19 protein-coding genes are annotated in these 23,826 nt (G+C 65.2%); 7 read left to right on the top strand and 12 right to left on the bottom strand.

Annotated features, from left to right (window positions below; all coding sequences use genetic code 11):
- Positions 1 to 160: 160 nt before the first annotated feature.
- Positions 161 to 1,477: a cell division protein PerM gene (locus tag B5520_RS04190; protein WP_079595771.1), complete on the top strand. Its 1,317-nt coding sequence runs from the start codon at positions 161 to 163 to the stop codon at positions 1,475 to 1,477.
- Positions 1,478 to 1,503: 26 nt separating this feature from the next.
- Here B5520_RS04190 and B5520_RS04185 read toward each other — a convergent pair whose 3' ends face one another.
- Entirely contained in the window at positions 1,504 to 1,935 is a 432-nt protein-coding gene (locus B5520_RS04185; protein ID WP_079595770.1) for a hypothetical protein, read from the bottom strand.
- A gap of 39 nt (positions 1,936 to 1,974) precedes the next feature.
- Between B5520_RS04185 and purN the strand changes: the two genes are divergently transcribed.
- Both purN and B5520_RS04175 read left to right on the top strand, forming a co-directional pair.
- Entirely contained in the window at positions 1,975 to 2,547 is a 573-nt protein-coding gene (gene purN, locus B5520_RS04180; protein ID WP_079595769.1) for a phosphoribosylglycinamide formyltransferase, read from the top strand.
- Between the two features lie 132 nt (positions 2,548 to 2,679).
- The gene (locus B5520_RS04175; protein WP_079595896.1) at positions 2,680 to 3,618 is read left to right on the top strand and encodes a hypothetical protein; all 939 of its coding nucleotides are present in this window, start codon (positions 2,680 to 2,682) and stop codon (positions 3,616 to 3,618) included.
- A 65-nt stretch (positions 3,619 to 3,683) separates the two neighbouring features.
- Here B5520_RS04175 and B5520_RS04170 read toward each other — a convergent pair whose 3' ends face one another.
- On the bottom strand, positions 3,684 to 5,036 hold the full coding sequence (locus B5520_RS04170; protein ID WP_079595768.1) for an MFS transporter: 1,353 nt from the start codon (positions 5,034 to 5,036) through the stop codon (positions 3,684 to 3,686).
- A gap of 142 nt (positions 5,037 to 5,178) precedes the next feature.
- On the opposite strand from B5520_RS04170, the gene purH reads away from it, so the two are divergent.
- The gene (gene purH / locus B5520_RS04165; protein ID WP_079595767.1) at positions 5,179 to 6,864 is read left to right on the top strand and encodes a bifunctional phosphoribosylaminoimidazolecarboxamide formyltransferase/IMP cyclohydrolase; all 1,686 of its coding nucleotides are present in this window, start codon (positions 5,179 to 5,181) and stop codon (positions 6,862 to 6,864) included.
- Positions 6,865 to 7,171: 307 nt separating this feature from the next.
- Here the strand turns inward: purH and B5520_RS04160 are convergent, their stop codons facing one another.
- A complete protein-coding gene (locus tag B5520_RS04160; protein WP_079595766.1) occupies positions 7,172 to 8,122 on the bottom strand; it encodes a trypsin-like serine peptidase in 951 nt (316 codons plus the stop codon).
- 332 nt (positions 8,123 to 8,454) lie between these two features.
- Between B5520_RS04160 and B5520_RS04155 the strand changes: the two genes are divergently transcribed.
- Positions 8,455 to 10,674 (top strand): NADP-dependent isocitrate dehydrogenase, encoded by a 2,220-nt coding sequence (locus B5520_RS04155; protein WP_079595765.1) that lies wholly within the window; start codon positions 8,455 to 8,457, stop codon positions 10,672 to 10,674.
- A 150-nt stretch (positions 10,675 to 10,824) separates the two neighbouring features.
- Here B5520_RS04155 and B5520_RS04150 read toward each other — a convergent pair whose 3' ends face one another.
- Positions 10,825 to 11,748 carry an EamA family transporter gene (locus B5520_RS04150; protein WP_079595764.1) on the bottom strand — a complete coding sequence of 308 codons (924 nt, stop codon included), beginning with the start codon at positions 11,746 to 11,748 and terminating at the stop codon, positions 10,825 to 10,827.
- A gap of 83 nt (positions 11,749 to 11,831) precedes the next feature.
- On the opposite strand from B5520_RS04150, the gene B5520_RS04145 reads away from it, so the two are divergent.
- Positions 11,832 to 12,731 (top strand): LysR family transcriptional regulator, encoded by a 900-nt coding sequence (locus B5520_RS04145; RefSeq protein ID WP_079595763.1) that lies wholly within the window; start codon positions 11,832 to 11,834, stop codon positions 12,729 to 12,731.
- A gap of 50 nt (positions 12,732 to 12,781) precedes the next feature.
- On the opposite strand, the gene B5520_RS04140 is transcribed toward B5520_RS04145, so the two are convergent.
- From B5520_RS04140 to B5520_RS04110, 7 genes are all read right to left on the bottom strand, one after another.
- Positions 12,782 to 13,318 carry a hypothetical protein gene (locus tag B5520_RS04140; RefSeq protein ID WP_079595762.1) on the bottom strand — a complete coding sequence of 179 codons (537 nt, stop codon included), beginning with the start codon at positions 13,316 to 13,318 and terminating at the stop codon, positions 12,782 to 12,784.
- Entirely contained in the window at positions 13,315 to 14,538 is a 1,224-nt protein-coding gene (locus tag B5520_RS04135; protein WP_079595761.1) for a serine/threonine-protein kinase, read from the bottom strand. Before B5520_RS04135 ends, B5520_RS04140 begins: the two co-directional genes overlap by 4 nt.
- 287 nt (positions 14,539 to 14,825) lie before the next feature.
- The gene (locus B5520_RS04130) at positions 14,826 to 16,364 is read right to left on the bottom strand and encodes a hypothetical protein (protein ID WP_079595760.1); all 1,539 of its coding nucleotides are present in this window, start codon (positions 16,362 to 16,364) and stop codon (positions 14,826 to 14,828) included.
- 88 nt (positions 16,365 to 16,452) lie between these two features.
- Complete coding sequence (locus B5520_RS04125) at positions 16,453 to 17,274, bottom strand: hypothetical protein (protein WP_254865452.1); 822 nt, start codon at positions 17,272 to 17,274, stop codon at positions 16,453 to 16,455.
- A 342-nt stretch (positions 17,275 to 17,616) separates the two neighbouring features.
- The gene (locus tag B5520_RS04120) at positions 17,617 to 18,693 is read right to left on the bottom strand and encodes a Gfo/Idh/MocA family protein (protein WP_079595758.1); all 1,077 of its coding nucleotides are present in this window, start codon (positions 18,691 to 18,693) and stop codon (positions 17,617 to 17,619) included.
- 40 nt (positions 18,694 to 18,733) lie between these two features.
- Complete coding sequence (locus tag B5520_RS04115; RefSeq protein WP_079595757.1) at positions 18,734 to 19,441, bottom strand: ABC transporter ATP-binding protein; 708 nt, start codon at positions 19,439 to 19,441, stop codon at positions 18,734 to 18,736.
- A gap of 2 nt (positions 19,442 to 19,443) precedes the next feature.
- On the bottom strand, positions 19,444 to 20,898 hold the full coding sequence (locus B5520_RS04110; protein ID WP_079595756.1) for an ABC transporter permease: 1,455 nt from the start codon (positions 20,896 to 20,898) through the stop codon (positions 19,444 to 19,446).
- Between the two features lie 242 nt (positions 20,899 to 21,140).
- Between B5520_RS04110 and B5520_RS04105 the strand changes: the two genes are divergently transcribed.
- Positions 21,141 to 22,637, top strand: coding sequence for a pectate lyase family protein (locus B5520_RS04105; RefSeq protein WP_079595755.1), 1,497 nt, complete (start codon positions 21,141 to 21,143; stop codon positions 22,635 to 22,637).
- A gap of 86 nt (positions 22,638 to 22,723) precedes the next feature.
- On the opposite strand, the gene B5520_RS04100 is transcribed toward B5520_RS04105, so the two are convergent.
- A complete protein-coding gene (locus B5520_RS04100; protein ID WP_079595754.1) occupies positions 22,724 to 23,821 on the bottom strand; it encodes a substrate-binding domain-containing protein in 1,098 nt (365 codons plus the stop codon).
- Positions 23,822 to 23,826 lie beyond the last annotated feature (5 nt).

The following is a 23,826-nucleotide window of genomic DNA, read 5'->3' as shown; positions in this document are numbered from 1 at the left end:
CGATGCACCCATTGCAGGTGCCGGCGCTTACAGTAAGTCCAATTTTACGGCGGACCTTTCAAAAAAGCTCCGTGACAGTTGGCCTTAAGTGAGTTTCGAGACGGGCGCGGAGCCTGTCGCTTCCGGGCAGGCAGGTCCGGGCGTGACACCATGGAACACGATGAAACTGCGCGCTGATCAGACCGGAGACCGTGGCCTTCCCATGCCCCTATGGCTGCAGGGTGCCCTCGAAACGGCCCAGGCAGCGTTCATTTCCGCCCTGGTGGTGATGGTTCCGATCATTGCCGTCTGGGCCACCGCGGGCTTCCAGAACGCGCAGTTCGACGTCCTCGCGCGGCTGGCCGGCCAGTCCTGGCTGCTGGTTCACGGGGTACCGCTTGAGCTCACCGCCGCAGGATCCGGCACAGCCGCCCAGGCGGACGGTAAATTCCTGACGCTCATACCGCTGGGCCTGACACTTATACCGTTCCTCCTGGCCTGGCGCGCCGGACGGCGTCTGGCGCGCGCCTCGTATACTGATCAGCTCTGGCAAGCCCTGCTGGGATCGTGGGTGGTGTATGCAGCCTTTGGTGCGGCCACCGGTTTCATCTGCCGCACCGCCGACGTCGCGATCAACCTGGGATACGCCCTGCTGGTTCCCCTGGTTCCCTACGCCCTGGGAATGGTGGTCGGTGCCCGCCGCGAGGCCGGGTCCTGGAGCCGGCTCATCGGCGTCGACGCCGTGGACTGGATTTCGCGGACCAGCCAGCACTCACGCTGGGCGGGCTCCTACCTTGCGTCGGCGGCGAAGGCAGGTTTTGTGGCCATCGTGTCTGCCCTTGCGCTTGCCTCGGCGCTGCTGGCGGTGGACCTGTTCATCCACTGGAACCTTGTGGTTGCCGTCTATGAAGCGCTCGACGCCGGCGCTGTCGGAGGTGCCGCCCTCACCGTTGCACAGCTCGGCTACCTGCCCAACCTGGTGGTTTTCGCCCTCGCCTGGATATCGGGCTCAGGCTTTGCCGTGGGCGTCGGTTCCCAGGTGAGTCCGCTGGGCACCGCCGTCGGGCCGCTGCCCTCCATTCCCGTGCTGGCGGCGATCCCCAGCGGGCCGCTGGACTACGCCTTCGTTGCCCTGGTGGTCCCCGTGCTGGCCGGTGTTTTGGCCGGCTGGTGGTTCCTGCGCGAAGGCGAGAATCATTTCGACGAATGGCTGTCCATCAAAATCCGGGCACGCTGGTTCACGGCAACGGCATCCACATTGGTGCTGGGGGCGCTGACAGGACTGGCCGCGGGACTGCTGACCGTAGCGCTCGCGTGGCTGGCCGGGGGCTCGGCCGGGATTGGACGCCTGACGGCCATTGGTCCTGACCCCTTCTGGACGGGAGTCTGGGTGGCGGCGGAGGTGGGTGCCGGCGTCGTTATCGGTTACGCGGCCGGCCCATGGCTGGAGCGCGAGCGGGCTGTCAACGTAGAGGACGCGGCGGACCTGGTCCGCTAAATTGCTGCGCCGTTTCCCCTGCTGTCCTACGGGAGCTGGGTGGGCAGTGAACGTTCCAGCTGCACCCGGCATGCGGACTGGGCCTGGTCCGTGAGGGCCCGGCCAACGCATTCCTGGTAGGTGCGCACTTCGTCGAAGAACACCGCCGTCACCACAATCAGCAGCACCAGGATCGCGGAGACCACCAGGCCCGAGATGGTGCCGATGAGGACCAGCCTGGACTCCCTCAAGCGTGCCGAGCGGACCAGCAGGAGTACGCCCAAGACCAGGCTGGCGACGGTGAGGATGGTTGTCAGCCAGAGGTAGTTGACGTCGAGCTGGTAGACGAAGAACGCGCCAAGAACCGAAACGACGAACATCCGGAACAGGGTGTGGGTCCGGGCGAGCGAGGCTTTCGCTGCTTCGCTGAGCGGAGGTTTGGTCCGCTGCTGCTGCGCCGGTTCCGGGGTGCTGTTCATGTTTTCCAGCCTACGCGAGCGTGCCCATAAGCTAGACCAATGCGCATCGTAGTCCTCGTTTCCGGAACCGGGTCCAACCTCCAGGCAGTCATCGACGCGGTCAAGGCAGGGGAGCTCGACGTCGAGATCGCTGCCGTGGGCGCGGACCGCGAGGGGACGTACGGCGTCGAGCGTTCCTCCGAAGCCGGGCTGGAGACGTTCGTGGTCAACTTCAACTCGTTCCCCACCCGGGACGAATGGGATGCCGCGCTTACCGCGCGGGTGGCCTCCTACGCCCCGGACGTTGTGGTCTCCTCGGGCTTTATGCGGATCGTCAGCGCAGAATTTATCGACACCTTCCATGGCCGGTACCTCAACACCCACCCGGCGTTGCTCCCCGCCTTCCCGGGAGCCCACGGCGTGCGGGATGCCATGGCGTATGGGGTGAAGGTCACAGGCTGCACGGTGCACTGGGCCGACGCCGGTGTGGACACCGGTCCCATCATCGCCCAGGAAGCCGTCACCATCGAGGACGGCGACACCGAGGAAACCCTCCACGAGCGCATCAAGGTGGTGGAACGCCGGCTGCTGGTATCCACCCTGGCAAGCCTCGCCGCCAGCCCTGCCTCCTAGCCTCCCAACTAGGTAGCGCTAACTGCCGTTTTGACCCCTCAAAACGGCAGTTAGCGCTACCTAGTTGAGCAGACCGGGGCCTACCTGTGGATAACCGCCGTAGCGTTGGCTCTCGGCTGTAACGATGGGTTCATGAAGGTTCCAGCCCCTCTTCCCGAACCCTTGGCTTCGCTTCCATTCACTCTGCAGGAAGCGGCCGACGCCGGCATCAGCCAGCGGAGGCTCCGTCACCAAGGGCTGCAGCGGCCCAGCCGCGGAGTCCGGGTGCCCGAGGCGACCGATACCTCCGACCTTGGGCCACAAATCCGCCCGTACACCCTGGTGACGGATCTTGCTGCCGCCTCCCACGCCTCCGCATTCCTGTTGTGGCAGTTTCCTGGATACATGCCGGGAACAGACGTCCCGCTGCTCCACGTCTCCCGCCCTGACTCCGTGGCGATCATGCGCCGGCCCGGCGTGAAGGGGCATCGAGGCCAGTTCTTTGCCGATGAAATCACTACACTGCATGGGCTGCTGATCACAACCCGGGCCAGGACATGGCTCGACTGCTCCCGGTTGATGAGCATCAATGAGCTGACAGTTGTGGCTGACCACCTCCTGCGTATCCCGCGGCCGGACTTGGAGGGCCGCTCGGACCCCTTCGCAACCCTTGAGGTTCTGGAGGACATGCTGGACCGGCACAAAGGCACGCCGGGCATCAGGAAAGCCCGGCTCGCTCTGGAGCAGGCAAAAGTCGGCTCGGACTCTGCGCCCGAAACGCGTCTGCGGCTTGCCATAAGGGACAGCGGACTGCCCGAACCGGAACTGAACGTACCTACCGCCTTGAGGCCCGGCGTCGTACGCCAACCTGACATGAGCTACCCGCAACAGAAGGTGGCTGTGGAGTACGACGGTGAGGTGCACTCGGACCCCGGCCGAATCGTGCGGGACATAACCCGCGAGGAGGACTACTGCCGCGCTGGCTGGTTGCTGGTCCGCATCTCAAAGCTGCATATGGAAAACGATGCGCGGACGGCCGTGGGCAAGGTGCGGCAGGCCCTACTTTCCCGGGGCTGGTTCCCAACTAGGTAGCGCGAAGTGTCGTAATGGGGCTCCAAAACGACAGTTGGCGCTACCTAGTTGGGAAGGGGCGGGGGCTACTCGAGGCGGCGCTGTTTGGTTTCGGGGGAGAAGAACGCCATCCACAGGACCGCCAGCAGGACCAGTCCGCCGGCCAGGGCGAAGGACGTGGCCAGGCCCAGTTCCGGCCAGAAGTAGTCCGCGAAGATGAGCGGGCCGAATCCTGCACCCAGCCGCGAGAAGGTGGACGCCCAGCCGAAGCCGGTGCCCCGCAGCTCGGTGGGGTAGAGCTCGGACACATAGGCGTAGAGCACCGGGATGGCCACCTGGACCACGAAGCCGAACACCAGCAGCCAGAACACCGCTGCCGTGGGGATGTCCACCACGAAGGCGACGATCACCAGGGTCAGCGCGGACAGGGGACCGGTGATGGCCAGGATCCATTTGCGGCCCACCCGCTCCACCAGGAGGGCGGCCACGATCACACCGAGCAGTCCGACGGCGGCCATGGACGCGGTGGTGACGAATGCCTTGTACTCGGCGAACCCGGCGCCGATCAGGATGCGCGGCATCCACGTCAGTGACAGGTAGTAGACCAGCAGGATGCTGAAGAACAGGGCCCAGGCCGCGGCCGTGATCTTCCAGTTGAACTGCCACACGGAACGCAACTGGGTCCAGGCGCTGCCGGCCGAAAGGCGGGGCACGTCCTGGGCGTCCGGCAGGCTGTACGCGCGGGCTTCCGCTCCGGTGGCGGCCACCAGGCCGTCAATCACCTTGGCCGCTTCCTCGCGCCGGCCCTTGCGGATCAGGAACAGTGGAGACTCCGGCACGCTCCGCCGGACCCAGAACACCAGCAGTGCGGGCAGCACCATCACCAGCATGGTCAGCCGCCAGTCGCCGTACAGGGCAACCAGGCCGGCGGAGACGAAACCTGCCAGCGCCGCGCCAATGGGCCACCAGCCGTCCATGGCAGTGAGAACCTTGCCGCGTTGCTTCCGGGGCGTGAATTCACCCACCAGCGCATAGTCCACCGGAATGCATCCGCCCAGGCCGAAGCCGGCCATGAACCGGAACACGCAGAACCACATGAAGTCGGGGGAGAAGGCCCCGAAGACGGTGAAGAGGGAAAATATCAGCAACGTGGCGGTGAACGCCTTTTTGCGTCCGATGGTGTCGGCGATGGTTCCCCAGACGAAGGCGCCGAGGGCCATCCCGATGAGGTTGGACGTGCCCACCCACGCCACCTCGCCCGGAGTCAACGCCCAGTGGGTGGAGAGCAGCGGGATGAGGATGCCGTTCAGCGTTACATCCCAGGCATCGAACATAAAGCCCAGGCCGCCGATCAGAAAGATCCGGCCCTGGACTTTCCATCGCCATGGCAGTTCCTGGACCACCTGTTCGCCGCTCGGCACAGTGGTGTAAGTATTCATCGCAGCCTCCTGTGAAAAACTCTAGCCCCGCCCACCGGCGTTCACACTCCGGCTGACACGCGGGGCAACCTGCGCTTCGCGATAAACTGGGCCTATCCCCACCAACCGCGGCACTGTTCCGCGATATAAGACGGAGACATTTGTGAGCTTCACGCAGCATGAGCGCGTATCCATTGACCGTGTTCCCATCCGCCGGGCGCTGATCTCGGTTTACGACAAGACCGGTCTGGAGGAGCTCGCCCAGGGCCTGCACTCAGCTGGGGTCAAGCTGGTGTCCACCGGCTCCACGGCCAAGAAGATCGCCGCCGCCGGCATCCCCGTCCAGGAGGTCGAGGAAGTCACCGGTTCGCCGGAGATGCTGGACGGGCGCGTCAAGACCCTGCACCCGCGGGTCCACGGCGGCATCCTGGCCGACCGCCGCGTGGCGGCGCACATGGAAACGCTCACCAGCATGGAGATTGAACCCTTCGACCTGGTGGTGGTGAACCTCTACCCATTCGTTGAGACGGTCAAGTCCGGCGCGGCGCAGGACGACGTGGTGGAGCAGATCGACATCGGAGGCCCCGCCATGGTGCGGTCCGCCGCGAAGAACCACGCCGCCGTCGCCATCGTGGTTGACCCCTCCTTTTACGCCCAGGTGGTGGAGGCGGCCGCAGCGGGCGGCTTCGACCTGAAGACCCGCCGCCGCCTGGCGGCAAAAGCCTTCGCGCACACGGCGTCCTATGACAATGCCGTGGCCACCTGGACGGCCAGCCAGTTCCTTGATGAGGACGGCGACGGCGTCATCGACTGGCCTGCCTACGCCGGCGTTTCGCTGGAGCGCTCAGAGGTCCTGCGCTACGGCGAGAACCCGCACCAGCAGGCCGCGCTGTACGTGGACAAGGCTGCACCGGTGGGCATCGCCCAGGCTGACCAGCTGCACGGCAAGGCCATGAGCTACAACAACTTCGTGGACGCCGACGCCGCACTCCGGGCCGCCTACGATTTCGATGAACCCGCAGTGGCCATCATCAAGCACGCCAACCCGTGCGGCGTAGCGGTAGGGTCCGCGGACGCCGCCGACCCCATCGCCGACGCACACGCCAAGGCGCACGCGTGCGATCCTGTCTCTGCCTTCGGCGGTGTCATCGCAGCCAACCGCACCGTGACCGCCGGGATGGCGAACACCGTCAAGGACATCTTCACCGAGGTGGTCATCGCGCCCGGCTTCGAGCCGGAAGCCGTGGAGATCCTCTCGAAGAAGAAGAACATCCGCCTGCTCGCGCTCCCCGAGGGCTACGGCCGCTACCCGGCCGAAATGCGCCAGGTCTCCGGCGGCATGCTGGTCCAGGTCAGCGACAAGGTGGACGCCGACGGCGACAACCCCGCCAACTGGATCCTCGCCGCAGGTGACCCCGCTGACGAAAAGACCCTCGCGGACCTGGCCTTCGCCTGGACAGCCTGCCGCGCAGCAAAGTCCAACGCCATCCTCCTCGCCGCTGACGGTGCCGCCGTCGGCATCGGCATGGGCCAGGTCAACCGCCTGGATTCCTGCCGCCTTGCCGTGGAGCGGGCCAACACGCTTGGCGTGAAGGTGGAGTCCGACGTCGAAGGGGCAGGCGGTGCCTCCAACACCGATGCGAGCGGTGCGCCGCAGCGGGCCCGCGGCGCCGTTGCTGCCTCCGACGCCTTCTTCCCGTTCGCTGACGGCCTGCAGATCCTCATCGACGCCGGTGTCCGCGCCGTGGTGCAGCCCGGCGGTTCCGTGCGGGACGAGGAAGTGATCGCGGCAGCGAACGCCGCCGGCGTGACGATGTACTTCACCGGCTCCCGCCACTTCTTCCACTAATCCCCACCGATCTGGCCCCACCGATTGCTCCGTAACGGTCGTTTTCGCTTCCGGAAAGGGCCGGTACGGAGCAGTCGATTGGAACATACGACGACGGCGCCTGTCCCCGCGAAGGGGACAGGCGCCGTCGTTGTTGTGCAGGGTTAGCCTTGGCCGGATGCGTGCCTAGGGTTCAGCCTCCGGCGGCAGACGGATCTCCCGGGGCTTAGCTTCCGCCATCCGCTGCTCCGTCCAGTACTCGAGGATCTCCTCGTGAGTCTGGGGAACATCGATACGGCTGACCGGCTCCGGATCCGGTTGGTCGTTGCTAGGAGAATTGCGCAAGGTTGTAGGTCGCCTCGATTTCGGGGCCCCAGTAGGGGCCGTACATGACCTTGGAGCCGCTATAGCCGTAGCTGTTGACGGAGTTCTGCACCTGCTCAGTGCCGCTGACGGTCAGCCACGGGCCGCCGGACGCGCCGCCGTTCATGTTGCAGGGAATGCCCTGCGTATTGAAGTTATTGGTGGTGTCTGCGGTGGCTGTGCCCGCGCAGCTCTCGAGCGTCAGGCCGTTGAACTGCTTATCAGCGGGGTAGCCGTAGGACGTGTAGAAAAGGCCCCGGGGCTGGTTGAACGCAACCTCGGAACCGCCTACTACGTCGGTGAGGAATCTGCCGGTTTCGTCCGTGTTCATCACCGCAAATGCCGTGTCGAAGGAGATGTTGCCGCTGGTGCTCCACTCAATGGGTGTGTAGAGGTTACGGGCCGTCCACGTGCCATAAGGAGTCGCGCCGTTGTCGTAGGCAGGGACAAAGGCGAAGTTCTCGGCCTCCTGGCCCGGCCCGCCAACGGCGCAGTGGCCAGCGGTCGCGACTGTACTCCGGTTGATGGACTGGACGGCATTGCCGGAGCAGACGTAATCGGAGGTTCCCATGGTGAAGAAGATCTTGCCTACGTGGCTCACTATCTGTGGTTCACCCTTGCCGCTGCCCTTAGTGGCGGCGGGTTTTCCCTTCTCCATCGTTGGGGCCTTTGAGTGGTTGCCGCGTTCCAGCGCTTTGCCAGCCAGGACGTCACCGGGGATGGCACTCTTCATTTTGTCGGCGGTCCAATAGTCGGCTGCCCCGCGGCCTTCGACGGCGATGCTGGCGACCGACGGATCCTTCTTGTCTTCGGAAGCGGCCGGTGCGGCGGTGGCTCCGCCGGCTGAGCCAAGTACCAGAGCGGCCGCTGTTGAAAGGCTCAAAAGGCCGGTGGCCAAGGACCTGGTGCGTGTCATTGTTGTCCTGTCTTGAACGGGGTGTCGGCCCCGGAGTGGGCCGGAATATGCCGTAGCGAATTTATCGTCATTTGACAAGTATGTAAATAGTAGTGACGTATCATGTAGGGCCTCCTGCGAGTGTCCCTCGGCTCTTGACCAGGAACGCGCGACGGCGGCGGCGCAGCCGGGTGCGTGCCGCCGTCGTCCGTTCTCCAGCGCTGTAATCCTGCTCACCGGCAGGGTAATCCAAGGGCGCCGGTAGGGTTCAACGCGGCGTCCTCGGGTAAGTTGTAGATGGTGAAATAGACCGGATTTCATAACCAAGCCGACCTTCAGGGAGACGCCCGCGCATGTCCAAGATTATCTACACCCACACCGACGAAGCGCCGATGCTGGCTACCTATTCGTTCCTGCCCATCATCGAGGCGTTCGCTTCGACTGCAGGTGTGGAGGTGGAGACCCGCGACATCTCGCTCGCCGGCCGCATCATCGCCGTGTTCGGTGACTACCTCACCCCGGAGCAGCAGATCGGTGACGCCCTTGCTGAATTGGGTGAACTGGCGAAGACGCCGGAAGCCAACATCATCAAGCTGCCCAACATCAGCGCCTCCATCCCGCAGCTGAAGGCCGCCATTGCAGAGCTGCAGGGCCAGGGCTACGCGCTGCCGGACTACCCGGACAACCCCTCCTCGGACGAGGAAACGGCCATCCGCTCCCGCTACGACAAGATCAAGGGCTCCGCCGTGAACCCGGTCCTGCGCGAGGGCAACTCGGACCGCCGCGCACCCCTGTCCGTCAAGAACTACGCACGCCAGAACCCGCACTCCATGGGTGCCTGGACCGCGGACTCCAAGACCAACGTGGCCACCATGGGCAAGGACGACTTCCGCTCCAACGAGAAGTCCGTGGTCATTGAGTCCGAGGGCACCATCGCCATCCAGCTGGTCCGCGAGGACGGCTCCGTGAAGGTCCTGAAGAAGGCGTTCCCCGTCCTGGCCGGCGAGGTCATCGACGGCACCGTCATGCGCGCCGCCGCCCTGGACGAGTTCCTGCAGGCACAGGTGGCCCGTGCCAAGGAAGAGGGCGTCCTGTTCTCCGCACACCTCAAGGCCACCATGATGAAGGTTTCGGACCCCATCATCTTCGGCCACGTGGTCAAGGCCTACTTCTCCGAGCTCTTCGAGACCTACGGCAAGCAGCTCACCGCCGCCGGCATCAGCCCCAACAACGGCCTGGCCGCCATCCTCAGCAGCCTGGAGGACCTTCCCGAGGACGTCCGCGACGGCGTGCAGAACCTCATCAAGAAGGGCCTCGAAGAAGGCCCCGCCCTGGCCATGGTGGACTCGGACAAGGGCATCACCACCCTGAACGTCCCCTCCGACGTCATCGTGGACGCCTCCATGCCCGCAATGATCCGCAGCTCCGGCCACATGTGGGGCCCGGACGGCAAGGAAGCAGACACCCTGGCGGTTCTGCCGGACAGCTCCTACGCCGGCATCTACCAGGTGGTCATCGATGACTGCCGCGCCAACGGCGCCTACGACCCCACCACCATGGGCACTGTCCCGAACGTTGGCCTGATGGCCCAGGCCGCCGAAGAGTACGGCAGCCACGACAAGACCTTCGAGATCCAGGAAGCCGGCACGGTGCAGATCGTGGACGGCGAAGGCAACGTGCTGATCGAACACCAGGTATCCGTCGGTGACATCTGGCGCGCCTGCCAGACCAAGGACCTCCCCATCCGCGACTGGGTCAAGCTGGCCGTCACCCGCGCCCGCGCCTCCCAGACCCCCGCCGTGTTCTGGCTGGACGAGGAGCGCGCCCACGACGCCAACCTCATCGCGAAGGTCAACGAATACCTCAAAGAGCATGACACCGAGGGCCTGGACATCCAGATCATGTCCCCGGTGAAGGCCATCGCGTTCACCCTCGAGCGGATCCGCAAGGGCGAGGACACCATCTCCGTGTCCGGCAACGTCCTCCGCGACTACCTCACGGACCTGTTCCCCATCCTGGAACTGGGCACCAGCGCCAAGATGCTTTCCGTTGTTCCGCTGATGAACGGCGGCGGACTCTTCGAAACCGGCGCCGGCGGTTCCGCCCCGAAGCACGTCCAGCAGCTGCTCAAGGAGAACCACCTGCGCTGGGACAGCCTGGGCGAGTTCCTGGCACTGGCCGTCAGCTTCGAGCACCTGGCCACCACCGCAGGCAATGCCCGCGCCCAGGTCCTGGCCGACACCCTGGACCGCGCCACCGGCACGTTCCTGCTGGAGAACAAGTCCCCGAGCCGCCGTGCCGGCGAGCTGGACAACCGCGGCAGCCACTACTTCCTGGCCCGCTACTGGGCAGAGGAACTGGCCAAGCAGACGGACGACGCCGACCTGGCCGCCGCGTTCAGCTCCGTCGCCGACGAGCTTTCCTCGAAGGAGGAAACCATCGTGGGCGAGCTGGCTGAGGTCCAGGGCTCCCCGGTGGACATCGGAGGCTACTACCACCCGGACGACGCCAAGGCTTCGGCCGTGATGCGCCCGTCCGCCACGTTGAACAAGGTCATTGCGACCCTCAGCTAGGTGATCCGCTGCTGCGGCAGTTGAGCATTAAAAGAGGCGGTGCCCCGGTTTACCCGGGGCACCGCCTCTTTTGGGTTTCTAGGGAATAGCTTGTTGTGGGAACGTCTGTTGGCAGGTCCGTCTTGTTTTGTTGGCGCATCCGTCCTGTTGTCAGGAACGGACGGCAGGCGCCTCCGCCGCCTGCGGGCCGCCGTCGGGCTGACCTGCGGGAGCCGTCGCCCGCTCCCGGCCGGCCTGAAGCGTCACCCCAATGCCTGCCGCCACAACCAATACGATGCCCAGGACGGCGCTGAGGCCGGGAACCTGCCCCAGGACGGCGAACCCGATCACCACTGCGATGGCCGGTTCCAGGCTCATCAGCGTCCCGAAAGCCGAAGCCTTCAGGCGGCGCAGGGCCAGCAGCTCGAGGCTGAAGGGGATCACCGGCATCAGCAGGGCCAGGCCTGCTCCGGCGAGCAGCAGCTGCCAGTCGAGGTGTGCGAAGACCGCCGGTCCCGCCACCACCGTTGTGGCAGCCGCGGCAACAGGTATGGACACTGCCAGCGCCTGCAGGCCGTTCACCTCGTCACCGGCACGCTGCGTCAGCAGGATGTAGGCCGCCCAGCAGGCCGCCGCCCCCAATGCCAGGAGAACCCCGACAGGATCGATGCGGCCATGCCATGGCTCTGTCAAAGCTGCCAATCCGGCTGCTGCCACCAGGGCCCACCACCGTCCTGCACGGCGCCCCCGGATGACGGCGACCGACAGGGGGCCCAGGAACTCCAACGCTGCTGCCGTGCCCAGCGGAATACGCATCGCAGCGGCCATGAACATCAGGGTCATGGCCGCGGTGGCGAGGCCCAGGAGGATGCATGTCGCCAGGCCGGTCCGGCTGATCCGCGACCGCCAGGGACGGGTGAAAGCGACCAGAATGACGGCGGCCCAGGCAAGGCGCAGCCAGGAGACTCCTTCGGGACCAAGTTTGTCCGTCAGGCCCACTGAGGCGGCAAGGCCAAGCTGGACGCAGCACATGGCAGCCCCCGCCATTGCTGTCCCGCTCCGTATGCGGTTGCCGTGGTGTTGAGAAAATTCCATGCGTTCAGTAGACCGTCCCCGCACTGTCCTCGTCCACGTGATATTCGTTCACAAATTGTTCACGAATTATGGACAATGGACGGATGGAAACCCGCCGCCTGGAAGTCCTGCTGGAACTCGCCCGCCAAGGCTCGATGCGGAACGTCGCAGATGCCCTCCAGACCACCACGTCCACCGTGTCGCAGCAGATCGCGGCCCTTGCCCGGGAGACCGGCACGCCCCTCCTGGAACCGGTTGGACGCGGAGTCCGCCTGACACCGGCTGGCCGGCGCCTGGCTGATCATGCGGTGACCATCCTCGCCGCCGTGGACGCCGCCACGGCGGAGCTGGATCCTGAAGCCGAGCCCGCGGGCACGGTCCGGGTGGCCGGTTTCGCCACCGCAATCCGGTTGGTCCTCATGCCCGTTGTGCGGGAGCTTGCGGTGAGCCATCCGGAGGTGAAAATCGAAGTCCGGGAACACGAGCCTGCCGAAGCTCTTGCCCTGCTTGGCTCCGACGCCGTGGACCTCGCCCTGACATACGACTACAACCTGGCACCGGACGGCAGCGGTAAATTCTTTGACTCCCTCTCGTTGTGGAGCACGCCGTGGAGCCTCGGTGTTCCTGAAGGCGCGCCACTGCAAGGTGGCAGTGCAACTGACATTTTCCTCGGATTTCGGGACTGGGACTGGATCGGCAACTCACGCAACCAGGCGGATGAGCAGGTCCTGCGGCTCATCTCATCGATGGCCGGTTTTGAACCCCGGATGCGGCATCAGGCGGACAGCCTGGACCTCGTTGAGGACCTGATCCTCGCGGGAATGGGAATCGGCCTACTGCCGGCGGGCTGGAAGCCACGCAGCGGCGTCACCCTCGTACGGTTGGCCGAACCCGACGTGGTGGTGCGCGCCTATGCCCGTACCCGGCGGGGCAATAACAGATGGCCGGCCCTCGCCGCTGTCCTTAACCACATTGAACGGAAGGCGGGGAACCTGCCCGGGTGAAGCGTGCCGCGGAAGGCGGGGCCGCCGTCGTCCGTTCTGTTTCCGCGGGCTTAGTCGCTGCCCTTGCCCTTGCCGCCCTTTTTGTCGTCATCCCTGTCCGGCTCCGGTGCTGGCTCAGGTTCCGGTTCGGGTGACGGGGCCGGTGTTTCAACAGGAGCTGCGGCGGCTGCGGCGGCCGCCGCAGCCTGATCGGCCACTGCTTTGTCAGCCACTGCTTTGTCAGCCACTGCTTTGTCAGCCGCGGCCTTGTCAGCCGCTGCCTGCGCGGCGGCAACCGCATCGTCCAAGTCCGCACGCACGGCCGTGGCAATGGTGGTGATGTTGCGGCGCCGGTCTTCGGAAATCTGGCCCTTCGCCTGGGCAGCCTGAAGCTCCGCCTCAAGTCCCTCAAGGGCTTTCAACGCGCCGCCGGGATCATTTTGCGAGGACGCCTGGGTCACCTCGAGGACGCGAGCCTGGAGCTGCCTGGCGGCGTCACGCTGGAGGCCTGAGTCATTGGTGCCGCAGCCGCTCAGCAGTCCTGCTGCCAGCAAGGTGACCGACCATCCGAGGACCAAACGGCCGGCGCCTCCTTGCTTCAGCCTCACGGCTCCACACTTTTCTGGAGTTCCTCCAGATGTTCGCCCAAGACCCCGGTCACCGTTGGGTAAGGCACGACGTCGGCGGGAGACTGCGCGGATATTGTCATCATCACCGCTGCCACCGCCGCCGCAACCGCCACGAGGCCGAGGACCACAGCAAGCCAAAAGCGTTTGGTCCGGGTCTGCGGGTGTGCCTGTGCGGCAGCCGGAGTCGGCGCAGCCTCCTGCACGTTCTCTGCCGGGGCCGGGTCACTTGAGGATGCCGCTGCCTCGCGCAGCTCGTCCACCGATTCCTCCGCCGTGATGGAGGGAGGGTGGAACGGCATAGCGGGAAGCACGCGGGTGGTCTCAGGGGCCAGTTCCCCGGGAGTCGACGCGGGCGACACCAGGGCCTGCCGCAGCGCGGTCTCTATGTCTGCGGCGGCAGGACGCTCCATGGGTTCGAGGGCAGTCATGGAGCGGAGCAGATCAGCCCATTCGGCGGGGACCTCATCCGGAATCTCGGGTGCGCGGTGCAGCCGGGCCACCGCGGACTCTACCGCGCCTCCGGGGTATTCAACAACGCCCTTGATGCACTCCAGGAGCACGAGCCCCAGTGAGTAGATGTCGGTTGCGGGGGAGAGGGGCTGGCCCATCGCCTGCTCGGGGCTGAGGTAGGCAGCGGTGCCCACCATGGTTCCCGTGGCCGTGAGCCGGGTTGCATCCACGATGCGGGCTATGCCGAAGTCTGTCAGCTTTGGGCGCAGCGGCTCTCCGGGACGGATCTGGACCAGCAGGATGTTGGCAGGCTTGATGTCACGGTGGATGATGCCCAGTCCGTGGACATAGGCCAGTGCATCGGCGATGCCGGCGCCGATGACAGCGAGCTCCTCAAGGGGAACAGTGCTGTGCCGGATCCGGGTCCGAAGGTCCTGCCCCTCCACCAGTTCCATGGTGAGAAATGGCCGTGGCTCGTCCGGGATGCGTGTATCGATGCCCGCGTCGAAAAGGGTAACCAGGCCCGGATGGTTCAGCGTGGCCAGAAGCTGGATTTCGGCTTCCTGGCGCTTCAATTCCTCCGCATCAGGGGCCTGCGGTGCGAAGAGTTTGAGGGCTACATCGCGGCCCAGGTTTTCGTCCCTGGCGCAGTAGACCGAGGACATCCCGCCGCGCCCAATGACCTCACCCAGCCGGTAACGTCCGCCAACAACTTCATTCGTGATGGAGCTCGGCGATTCCGCCACCATGACCCGTTCCTCCCGGTGCGCTGCGGCACTGTCGTACTCAAATTATACGGGCGGGGAGGCACTACTCGCGATTGGCGGCGCTGGATGGGGGGATGGCACGCCAGCGGTCCGGCGGCGAGTTTGAATCATTTCGCCACCGGACCACCGGTCACAAGGACATGTGTGCTGAGGACATGTTTTGCGTGTAATATCGCGTTTCTTCGGGCGGACCTCCTTCCCCTCAGCCTGCAGGGTGCAGCCGCTTCAGGCGCATGGTGCAGGCGCGGGCAGATGCCTTTCAGATGTGGCTAGGACACCTTGCGCTTGCGCAGCATCAGGAGTCCGGCCACCAGGATCAGCAGGGCGAGCGGGATCAGCGAGGTGTCCACACCCGTGTTGGCCAGCGCCGTGGCGCCCTGGGCCGGAGTGCTGCGGGGGGCAGCGTCGGCAGCAATGGCGCCACCAACTGCGGTGGACCCGGCAGGTGCTACCGAGATGCTGCCGGTACCCGCGGTGCCGGTGCCCGTGGTGCCGGTACCGTTTCCGGTGCCGTTCCCGTTCTCGGTGTCGTTGGTGTCGGTCCCGTTTCCGGTACCGGTACCCGGGGTGCTGGTGCCGGGATCAACGGTGCCCACGCCTCCGGTGTTGCCGTCGACCGGATCGGTACCCGGGGTTTCAGTGCCGGGGTTGTCGGTTCCCGGGGTTTCCGTCCCGGTGCCGTTGTCGCCGCCGATCGTGCCGAGGCCAAGGTCAATGCCCAGGTCCACACCGAGATCGAGACCGCCGTTGCCGCCGGTGCTGCCAGTGGTGCCGTTGGTTGTGGTGCCGCCGAGGTTGAGGTCGAGGGCTGCGTCTACGGCGGTGTCGAGTCCGCTGGTGGTGCCGTCGGTGGTGGTGCCGCCGAGGTTGAGGTCGAGGGCTGCGTCTACGGCGGTGTCGAGTCCGCTGGTGGTGCCGTCGGTGGTGGTGCCGCCGAGGTTGAGATCAACTGCTGCATCTACGGCGGTGTCGAGTCCGTCCGTGGTGGTGCCACCGAGATTGAGGTCAACCGCGGCGTCTATAGCAGCCCCAAGTCCATCGCTAGCTCCTTCGGCTCCTGTAACAGAGCCGAGGTCCACGACGGCGTCTGCTGCGACGGTGAGGTCGGTTGCGGGTGCTTCCGTTGTGGGGGTGCCGGTGTTGCCGAGTCCGAGGTCGACGGCGGCTGCTGCAGCGAGGTCGGGGCTGGTGGCTTGGTTGGTGCCGAGGTCCACGACGGCGTCTGCTGCGACGGTGAGGTCGGTTGCGGGTGCTTCCGACGTGGTGGTCCCAGCGTTGCCGAGGCCGTTGCCGAGTCCGAGGTCGACGGTGGCTGCTGCAGCGAGGTCGGGGCTGGTGGCTTGGTTGGTGCCGAGGTCCACGACGGCGTCTGCTGCGACGGTGAGGTCGGTTGCGGGTGCTTCCGGCGTGGTGGTCCCAGCGTTGCCGAGGCCGTTGCCGAGTCCGAGGTCGACGGTGGCTGCTGCAGCGAGGTCGGGGCTGGTGGCTTGGTTGGTGCCGAGGTCCACGACGGCGTCTGCTGCGACGGTGAGGTCGGTTGCGGGTGCTTCCGGCGTGGTGGTCGCAGCGTTGCCGAGGCCAAGGTCGACGGCGGCTACGGCGGCGACGCCCGTGGAATCGGACGGCGTTGGGTCACCCAGCAGGCCCAACGACGCCGTATCCGCGGACGCCGCCGCCGAGATCAGGGCAGATGCGGAAAGATCCGATCCGCTGGTGGTATCCGCGGCATTTGCCGCGGTGCAGCCGAAGGCCAAAAGCCCGCCGGCAAAGAGGGTGCCAAGCAGCCCCCTGTGAAGGTTGGAACTCATGATGATGTCTCCTGAAAAGTTGAAGTCGGGCGCTTGTCAGCTGCCCATAGGGCCACGTTCTGCCAACAGAAGGGCAGACGGGACTCAACTAGTCAGGGGAGGAACCGGGGTCGTACGACACCGGTGAGGGAGCATGCTCAGTGGCTTCGCCGGCCAGGACAAGGCCGTTGGAGGGAAGGTCAAAGCTAAAGGGGGTCAGCCACGCCGCTGAACTAGAGGACGTCGAAGAGGACGCGCTGCTGCCCGAGCCGGAGCCGGGAACAGCCGGGTTCTGTGCGGGCACGGGCGAATGGTCGGCAGTGCCCGGCTGCTCTGCAGCCTGGCCAGCTCCGGTCAGCCCAGTCCATGGAAGTACGGAAGTGCCGGCGAGGGAAGCCACGCCAACAGCTGTGGCCGGAGCGCTGGGAACACCGGATGCATCCGTGGACGAGCTCCCTGCAGGAGCTGGTTCTTCCACTGATTCACTGACGGTTGCCGTGACCGAACCACGTACAGGGGTATCAGCTGCAACCTTGGACGGCTCTTCGCCAATGGCCGTCCCGGGGAGATCAGGAACCCGAACGGGCAGGGGTGACGTGCCTGTCACAAGATCGGCAACTGGGTCCAGAACCGGCTCCAGGACCGGAACGGCCTCTGCAACCGGGGGAACCACCACTTCAACCACTGCTGTGGTGGCTCCATCAGCAACTTCAGCGATGGGAGCAGAAACAGCAGAAACCGTTCCGGCCGGAACGATATGGCTCACTACCGGAACGGAGGACACGAGATTGTCGGCGAGCTTCGCGACGGGGGCCACCACAGGTTGAAGCAGCCCGGCCTTCGGCGCGGGTGCGGGAAGCGGCGCGGAGACTGCCGAAGCAGGAGCCGGAGCGGGCAACGCGGGCACCGGGGTGATCACCTTATCCGCCACGGAAGAGACTGAACTGGTCACACCGCCCAAAAGGGACGTTGTATCCGAAAGGGCGTCAGCAGAGGCAGCCGTGGACGAAAGTGTCAGCCAGCTGACTGCGGCCGCCCCGGCAAGGAGTACTGGCCTCAGGACACGCCACGGGGAGCGAGCTTCACCCATGCGTACCACCCCCAGTACTGGTCTATTCGACGACGTCTACAGCGTAAGACCGGATGTTGCAGGAAGTCTAGAGCGAACTAAAACAATTCGACAAAAACGGTAATGGCAGAAGCCATCCACCACCATTACCGGTTCCGGATGTCATGTTATTGACCCCGGTGCCACGGAAAACGCCCTGCTCAACTATCTTCCGTGGCTGTCGTTAGGGTAAGTCACCCCGAGTTGCGCACGGACGCCGTCAAAGAGACGCATGGTGTTCAGCGAATCTTCCAGGGGCATAACAGGACTCTCGGTCAGGCCCTGCTGAATGCACCGCGTGACCTCGCGAAGTTCGTACGTGTACCCCTTGCCCACCACGTCGAATGCTTCCGTCCGGCGTTCGTCCCACCCCTTTGCGACGGTAAGTTCGCGCGGGTTGTTGATGGATCCCACGCTCTGCAGGAAGCCGAGGCTTCCTGCAACAGTGGCGATGCGCGGGCCGTGGGACAGCAGCGACGAGGTGAGCTGGACCTGGGCTCCGTGGTTGTAACCCAGGGTCATGGCGTTCTGGGCGTCGACGCCGTCGTCGTTCAGGAACCCGGTGGCGCTGACGGTCTGTGGGAAGCCAAGGGTTCCGAGCGCCCACAGCAGCGGGTAGACGGCGATATCGAGCAGGGCTCCGCCGCCGTCCTGCCTGGCCCAGAGCCTGGAGGTGGGGGAGTACGGTGCAGGGAAGCCGAGGTCGGCGCTCACCCAATGGATGTCGCCGAGTTCGCCGGAAGCGGCAATGTCGAACGCCCGCTGCATGCTGGGCAGGAAACGGCTCCAGACCGCCTCCATCAGGAAGAGCTTCCGGCTGCGGGCGACGTCGATGAGTTCGCCGGCCTCGCGCGCGTTGATGGTGAAGGCCTTCTCGCAGAGAACGTGCTTGCCGGCGTTCAGTGCGGCGAGGACTATTTCATGGTGCTGCGCATGGGGAGTCGCCACATAGACAATGTCCACCGCCTCATCGGCGAGCAGCCGCTGGTAGCCGCGCAGGCCGCCGTCGTCCCCGTACGCCTTGGAAAAGTCGTAGGCAACGGCAAAAGCGTCCGCGGTATCCTGCGCTCGGGAACTGACGGCGTACAGCTCTGCGTCGGCCAGCAATGCGAGGTCCTGGGCGACGGAACGGGCGATGCCGCCGGTGGCGATGACACCCCACCGCAATGTCTTGCCGGTGGCGGAACGTGGATCCGTGTCGGACTGGCTGGACAGCCACGGTTTGGCAATGGGCGCACTCATGATGCCCATCCTCTCACCGTCGGTGGGCGGGCGTTGGCGATTAGGCCGTGGCGGCCATGGCAGTACGGTCGCGTACCGGCTCCTCGGTCAGCTTGCCCTGCTGCAGCCTGAAGCGGCGGTCCGTCTTGTTGGCCAGAGCCCTGTCGTGGGTGACCACCAGAATGGTGGTGTTGTGGTCGCGGCAGAGGGAGCTGAGCAGCTCGATGATGTGGTCGCCGGTCTGCTCGTCCAGGTTGCCGGTGGGTTCATCGGCCAGGATCAGCTTGGGTGCGTTGGCGAGGGCACGGGCGATCGCCACACGCTGCTGTTCGCCGCCGGAGAGCCTGTTGATGCGCCGGTCGTGCTTCTCGGCAACCAGCTGGACCTGTTCCAGCAGCTCCTTTGCACGGTGCAGCCTGGCCGGCTTCCGCATCCCGGCGAACTCCATCGGCAGCATCACGTTGTCCAGGGCGGACAGGTTGGGGATTAGGTTGAACTGCTGGAACACGAATCCGATGTCCCGGCGCCGGTATTCGGTCAGCTTCCCGTCGGGCATGCCCGCAAGGCTTACGCCGTTGACGACGACGTCTCCAGAGGTGGGCTTGTCCAGCGCGCCCAGGAGGGACAACAGCGTGCTCTTTCCGCTGCCGCTTTTGCCCACGATGGAGGCGAGGGTGCCCTGCTCCAAATTGAAGCTGACATCGTTGACGGGCTTGATGGTGCGGTCACCCGAGTTGAAGGTGCGGACAAGGTTCTTGACTTCAATCATGGTTATTCTCCTCGCAGGACTTCGATGGGACGGATGCGCGCGGTCAGCAGCGCCGGGACGAGAGCTCCAACAATGGCGACGCCGAACACGGCTGCAATGCCGGCAGCGATGACTTCTGGGGAGGCGCTGGCCGTGACGGAGGTCAGCAGCTGGGAGGCGTCGCCGAAGGGTCCCCCTTGGCCGCCAGGGAAACCTGCCCCGCCCCCTGCGACCCCGCCGGCGCCGCCGGGCATGCCGCGGCCGGCAGTGGCAGCCGCCGTCGTGGTGGTGCTGTTGGTGCTGATCAGCGCGGATGCGATGCCGCTGCTGGCGAAGGCCGCGATCACGGCGCCGGCCGCGCTGCCCAGTGCCGCCAGGACGAGGGCTTCGAGGACGAACTGCAGGCCGATGGTGCGGTTGGGTGCGCCAATCGCTTTGAGCACGCCGATTTCCCTGCGGCGCTCGCGGACCAGCATCACCATGATGAGCAGGATGATCAGGCCGGCCGTTCCCAAAGCTGCCACGAAGGCGATGAAGGAGATGTCCTTCACGCTGCTCAATGAGCTGACGGCGGTCTCGAGGTTCTGGCCCTGCGTGACGTCGGCCTTGTCGGTGCCGAGGGCAGACTGCAGGGCAGTCTTGGCGGCTTCGACGTTTTCGAGCGAATCCACGGTGACGATCATGCTGGACAGTTCGCCGGGGAGTCCGGCGAGGGTCTGGGCTGACGGGAGCGTGAGATAAACGGCGTTGTTGCCGAACGTGGTGCCGGCATCGAACAGCCCGGCCACGGTGTAGGTCTGGTCGTTGATGGTGAAGGTGGATCCCACCGTGAGGCTGTTCTTGTCGGCCAGCGCGGTGCCCAGCAGGGCATATGTGGATTCGGCCGTGTAATCACCCAGGCCCGTGCCCTGGGTGATGGTCAGTGCCTTGCCTGTCGTGTCCACTTCAGCGCCGATGCCCGTGGCAGTAATGGGCAGCAAACGGACCGGCTGGGTGGTGCCGGTGGTACCCGTTGTGCCGTTGGCTGCCTGGTTGCGGCCGCCCAGCGTACCGGCGTCCACCGCGGCCGTGAGGCTGGTGGTCAACGTGGCCGCCGCCTGGCCTCCTGGACCGCCCTGTCCGCCGCCTGGGCCGGCTTGGGCGCCTGAAGCACTTTGCGCCGCAGCTTCCGCGGCGTTTCTCAGCCTAAGGGATGAGGTCCCGACGACGGCACTGACGTTGGGAACGGCGGCGGCGGTTGCTGCCTGGTCACTGGTCAGCGGCTCGCCGCCGCCTTCGAAGCCCTGGCCGCCGGCCGGGTTGACGGTCAGAACGGTGCCCACCGAGGCGTTGAGTTCCTGGACCTTGGCTCCAACCGCCTGGTTCGCCACCAGCATGGCCAGGGCAAGGCCGATGGCAACCGCCAGCACTGCGACGACGGCGGCGGTGCGGACCTTGTTTCTGAAGGCATTGCCTACACTGCGGGCAAGGACGCTCACGTTACTCCTATGATTCCGGTGCCAACCCGGGAGGCCGGCTTCAGGTCCACAGTTGTGCTTCACCCTGTGCAGGGAACCGGTCCAAGCTGTGTTTGAGCTGTGAAGAACTCTTGACAGCCCAGTCACACGGCGCGTAAGTATTAAGTGACTTCTAGAAACCGCTTTCTCGAAGGAAAGGTCTTCCCCCTTTATCCGAACCAACCGAGGCATGTGAGCTGTTTGGCATGCCGGAAAAAAGGCCAATGACGTCCCAAATTCCTACTACCGCACGCCCTATTACTTTCGGCAGACTGCGCCGAACCGCAGGCATCGCCGCTTCAGCATCTGTTCTGGCACTCGCCGCGGGCCTGGCCTCCACCTCTCCCGCAACTGCCAGCCCTGCCCCTACCGGCGGAGGCATCATTCGCCCGGACGATGCTGCACCCACCGGCTGGGCCGCCGTCGGACGCGCCACGAACGGCGGGGCAGGTGCACCGGCCGAAAATCGATACGAGGTCAGCACGCTGGCGGGCCTTAAGGCCGCATTGGCCAACCACGGCGACCCAACGGCAGCCAAAATCATCTATATCAACGGAACTATTGACGGGAACCAGACACCGGACGGCCGCATCCTCGGCGAGCAGGACTACGCCGCTGGATACGACATCCACAAGTACATGTCCTGCTTCGGCCCGGAGGGCAAGGTATGGAGCGACCAGACCTTTGACTACTGCAAAAAGCAGCGCCAGCTGCGCCAGACCGGCAGCAACAACATGAAGCGGCAGATCGAAGTTAGCCTGCCCAGCAACACGACGCTGATCGGCGTGGGCGCTGATTCCGGATTTGTCGGGGCCAACATCGTCATCCTGAGTGCCACCAACGTGGTGATGCGCAACCTGAGCGTGGAGGCGCCCGTGGACTTCTTCAGCACCTGGTCGCCGGATGACGGGGACGGCGCCTGGAACGCCCGCTTCGACGCCGTCTCCTCCGTGACCTCCGACCATCTCTGGATCGACCACGTCCGGCTCAGCGACGGCCGGTACCCGGACAGTGAGGCCCCGCTGGGACCGAACGGCAAGCCCGCCAACCGGCATGACGGCCTGCTGGACCTGAAGGACGGCACCGACTTTGTGACCATCTCCAACAGCAAGCTGGCCAACCACGACAAAACCATGCTGTTGGGATCCGGTGACGAACACGTGGACAAGGACGGCGGCAAGCTGCGCGTCAGCTACATTGGGAACCACTTCGAGAACATCCAGCAGCGCGGGCCTCGCGTGCGCTTCGGCCAGGTCCACGTCCTTAACAACTACTTCGTGGGCAGCACGGACCACCCTCAATACCCCATGGTCAGTGAAGGTCAGGGCGGGAACAGCTACTTCCTTGGCGCGGGATACGAGTCCCGGATCTTCTCTGAGGGCAATGCGTTCGATTACTCCGGACCCGGTGCCGATCCCACCGTCATGGTGAGCAGCTACAACGGGCATCGCTTCAGCGACACCGGCTCCTGGTTCAACGGAGCCGATGCGGACCTGAACTCGGTGGCCCGGGCGTCCTTCGAGCAAAACCGGGCAGAGGCTCTGGCGGAAGCAGAACTTTCCGGCACGTCCGCCCCCGACTGGACCGGCTGGGACTTCACCACCGACGTCGGCTGGAACCCCGCGGACGCCTACAGCTACAAAGCCTTCACCACGCCGCAGTCAGTCCGGAACCACGCGCTGCAGTTCACTGGCCCCGGTGTGCTGACGGTCAAGCGGTAATTCCGCCCACGTTCCAACAGACGCAGGGAAGCCCGGTCCCTTACTGATGTGCTCAGAAAGGGACCGGGCTTCTCGCGTGGAGTTGGCTACTTGGTGATCGGGCCGAGTACCGGATCGTCGGTGTAGGCAGTCTTCACGTTCGCGGAGGTAACGATGACCGGCTCCAGCAGGTAGGCCGGGACTGTCTTGACGCCGTTGTTGTAGGAGTTCGGATCGTTGATCTCCAGTTCCTTGCCGGCCTGGAGGTCCTTCGCCATGGTGATGGCGTGCTCAACGAGCTTCCGGGTGTCCTTGTTGATGGTGGAGTACTGCTCGCCAGCCAGGATCGACTTGACCGACTCTACTTCGGAGTCCTGGCCGGTGATCACCGGGATCGGCTTGCCGGCGGCCTTGACGGACGTCAGGACTGCGCGGGCCAGGGTGTCGTTTGGCGAGAGGACGCCGTCCAGGGGCTCGCTGGTGTAGTTGCCGGTGAGCAACGTGTCAGCGCGGCGCTGTGCGTTCTCGCTCTTCCAGGCCTGGGTGACAGCCTGCTCAAAGTTGGTCTGTCCGGAAAGGACCTTCAGGGTGCCGTCGTCGATCTTCGGCTTCAGGACGCTCATGGCACCGTCGAAGAAGACCTTTGCGTTGGCATCGTCAGGCGAACCGGCGAACAGTTCGATGTTGTACGGGCCGTTCGGCTTCTTGGCCTGCAGGCCTTCCAGCAGCGCCTGGCCCTGGAGTTCGCCGACCTTGAAGTTGTCGTAGGCCACGTAGTAGTCCACGTTCTCGGTGTTCAGCAGCAGGCGGTCGTACGCGATGATGGTGGCGCCGGCATCCTTGGCCTGCTTCAGCTGCGTGCCGAGCTGGGTGCCGTCGACAGCGCCCACGATGAGGACCTTGGGGTTCTTCGTGATCATGGCGCTGATCTGGTTCTGCTGCTCGGAAACGCCGGCGTTGGCGAACTGGACGTCAGGCTTGAACCCGGCATCGCTGAGGCCGTCATTGAACAACTTTTCGGCGAGGACCCAGTTTTCACTGGTCTTCTGGGGAAGTGCGACGGCGATGGCGGCGTCCTGTTCGAACCCGCCGGCGCCTTCGGTCCCGCCACCCGTGGTGGGCTCGGAGCGGCCGCAGCCCGTCAGCGCCAGTGCTGCGATGGCAGCTACCGCTGCTGCCTTTCCTGCTTTACCAGACATTCTCATTGTTG

It is taken from the genome of Arthrobacter sp. P2b, from assembly GCF_900168295.1.
Lineage (GTDB): Bacteria > Actinomycetota > Actinomycetes > Actinomycetales > Micrococcaceae > Arthrobacter.
The sequence above is the reverse complement of the archived record's forward strand: the minus strand, read 5'-3'. Positions and strand labels throughout refer to the sequence as shown.

What these genes read in the sequence shown, in the direction of transcription:
- B5520_RS04190 (WP_079595771.1), top strand. Translation starts at nt 161, where the DNA reads ATGAAACTGCGCGCTGATCAGACCGGAGACCGTGGCCTTCCCATGCCC.
- B5520_RS04185 (WP_079595770.1), bottom strand. Translation starts at nt 1,935, where the DNA reads ATGAACAGCACCCCGGAACCGGCGCAGCAGCAGCGGACCAAACCTCCG.
- purN (WP_079595769.1), top strand. Translation starts at nt 1,975, where the DNA reads ATGCGCATCGTAGTCCTCGTTTCCGGAACCGGGTCCAACCTCCAGGCA.
- B5520_RS04175 (WP_079595896.1), top strand. Translation starts at nt 2,680, where the DNA reads ATGAAGGTTCCAGCCCCTCTTCCCGAACCCTTGGCTTCGCTTCCATTC.
- B5520_RS04170 (WP_079595768.1), bottom strand. Translation starts at nt 5,036, where the DNA reads ATGAATACTTACACCACTGTGCCGAGCGGCGAACAGGTGGTCCAGGAA.
- B5520_RS04160 (WP_079595766.1), bottom strand. Translation starts at nt 8,122, where the DNA reads ATGACACGCACCAGGTCCTTGGCCACCGGCCTTTTGAGCCTTTCAACA.
- B5520_RS04155 (WP_079595765.1), top strand. Translation starts at nt 8,455, where the DNA reads ATGTCCAAGATTATCTACACCCACACCGACGAAGCGCCGATGCTGGCT.
- B5520_RS04150 (WP_079595764.1), bottom strand. Translation starts at nt 11,748, where the DNA reads ATGGAATTTTCTCAACACCACGGCAACCGCATACGGAGCGGGACAGCA.
- B5520_RS04145 (WP_079595763.1), top strand. Translation starts at nt 11,832, where the DNA reads ATGGAAACCCGCCGCCTGGAAGTCCTGCTGGAACTCGCCCGCCAAGGC.
- B5520_RS04135 (WP_079595761.1), bottom strand. Translation starts at nt 14,538, where the DNA reads ATGGTGGCGGAATCGCCGAGCTCCATCACGAATGAAGTTGTTGGCGGA.
- B5520_RS04130 (WP_079595760.1), bottom strand. Translation starts at nt 16,364, where the DNA reads ATGAGTTCCAACCTTCACAGGGGGCTGCTTGGCACCCTCTTTGCCGGC.
- B5520_RS04120 (WP_079595758.1), bottom strand. Translation starts at nt 18,693, where the DNA reads ATGAGTGCGCCCATTGCCAAACCGTGGCTGTCCAGCCAGTCCGACACG.
- B5520_RS04115 (WP_079595757.1), bottom strand. Translation starts at nt 19,441, where the DNA reads ATGATTGAAGTCAAGAACCTTGTCCGCACCTTCAACTCGGGTGACCGC.
- B5520_RS04105 (WP_079595755.1), top strand. Translation starts at nt 21,141, where the DNA reads ATGACGTCCCAAATTCCTACTACCGCACGCCCTATTACTTTCGGCAGA.
- B5520_RS04100 (WP_079595754.1), bottom strand. Translation starts at nt 23,821, where the DNA reads ATGAGAATGTCTGGTAAAGCAGGAAAGGCAGCAGCGGTAGCTGCCATC.